The organism is Gemmiger formicilis (assembly GCF_016900095.1).
Classification (GTDB): Bacteria; Bacillota; Clostridia; order Oscillospirales; family Ruminococcaceae; genus Gemmiger; species Gemmiger formicilis_A.
In genome coordinates this window covers 1-1299 of the sequence record NZ_JACJJP010000073.1, presented here as the reverse complement: position 1 = coordinate 1299, position 1299 = coordinate 1, and the positions used below count along the sequence as shown (strand labels likewise).

Genomic DNA, 1299 nt, shown 5'->3' with positions numbered 1-1299 from the left:
TGAACTGCCCCAGAATTAGTAGACATGAATAAAAAGACCCTCGTGTAGTGGGGACCTTAACAGGACTGGCGAAGCGTAAGCGGAGCCAGTCCTGTTTTCAGTTGAATGCGCTCATGGTTGTAGAAGTAGATGTAATCGTCAATCATTTTATTGGCCTGTTCAAAAGTCTCCGGCTTGTGTCTATAGATGCACTCGGTTTTCAGGATGCCAAAGAAATTTTCAGCCAACGCATTGTCATAGCAATTTCCCCGCCTTGACATAGACGGTGTAATGCCGTATTCTTTAGTCAGGTCGAAATATGCTTGCGAGGTGTATTGGAACCCTTGGTCGCTGTGGAGCTGCAACTCCCGGCGACTTTCTGTTTTTACAGACTTCATCGCAAGATGGATGGTATCCAATACAAGATTGACTGTCTGGCTGGTACCGGTCTTATAAGCGATAATACTTCTGTCATACAGATCACGGATCATGGACAGATAGAGAACACCTTCCTTGGTATGAATGTAAGAAATGTCTGTGACCCACTTTTGGTTTGGATGTGCAGCATTAAATTCACGATTCAGAAGGTTTTGGTATTTGTGGACCTGCCAGCCCATCTGAACCCACTTTCTTCTGCGTCGTATCTCGCTCAAAAGATCGTATTTGTGCATGATTCTTAAAATCGTCTTGGGATTTTTGACGATTCCTTCGCTGTCCAGCCAGAGTTTTATCCTTCGGTACCCATATGTTCTTCTGCTGGATTCCTGCTTCGCCCGAATCTTTTCTGCAAGTTGCAGATCTTTTGCAGGGTGCTGCATCTGTTTGACATACTTGTAATAGCCGCTTCGGGAAACCTTTAGCATCCTGCACATCTGTACTATTGGATACTTCATACGATGACGGTGGATAACAGCATATTTAAATCCTGGCTTCACCTCCTCCCCATGGATCGCATAAAATCCCGCAGCAGCTCATTCTCCATTCTCAGTCGCTGGATGATATATGTCTGTTCTGCTACAATATCTCTCGGCTCAGAGTCTTTGCGTGGCCTGCCTTTTTTCCGCGGAACAATTCCCGCCTTGAGTTTGCGCTGTCGTTCATTATACCGTGATACCCAATTATGAACCTGCGAGTATTCCATGCCTAGTCTCCGGGCGATTTCTCGGTTGGCAATACCCTCGCTTTTCCATTGCAGAATTTCTTTCTCATATTGATTTATTTTCGTGTATTTTCTGGGCATAGCAAAACCTCCTCGTGTAGTTCTATTATCCTACACGGGGAGGTTTTTTGTCTATTGTCTACTTTTTACGGACCTGTTCA

2 protein-coding genes are annotated in these 1299 nt (G+C 44.8%); both read right to left on the bottom strand.

Annotated elements, in window-relative coordinates:
* Positions 1-56 precede the first annotated feature (56 nt).
* Positions 57-914, bottom strand: coding sequence for an IS3 family transposase (locus H6B15_RS15240; RefSeq protein ID WP_204648851.1), 858 nt, complete (start codon positions 912-914; stop codon positions 57-59).
* Positions 911-1219: a helix-turn-helix domain-containing protein gene (locus H6B15_RS15235; RefSeq protein ID WP_204648850.1), complete on the bottom strand. Its 309-nt coding sequence runs from the start codon at positions 1217-1219 to the stop codon at positions 911-913. The genes H6B15_RS15240 and H6B15_RS15235 overlap by 4 nt, the downstream gene beginning before the upstream one ends.
* Between the last annotated feature and the right edge of the window lie 80 nt (positions 1220-1299).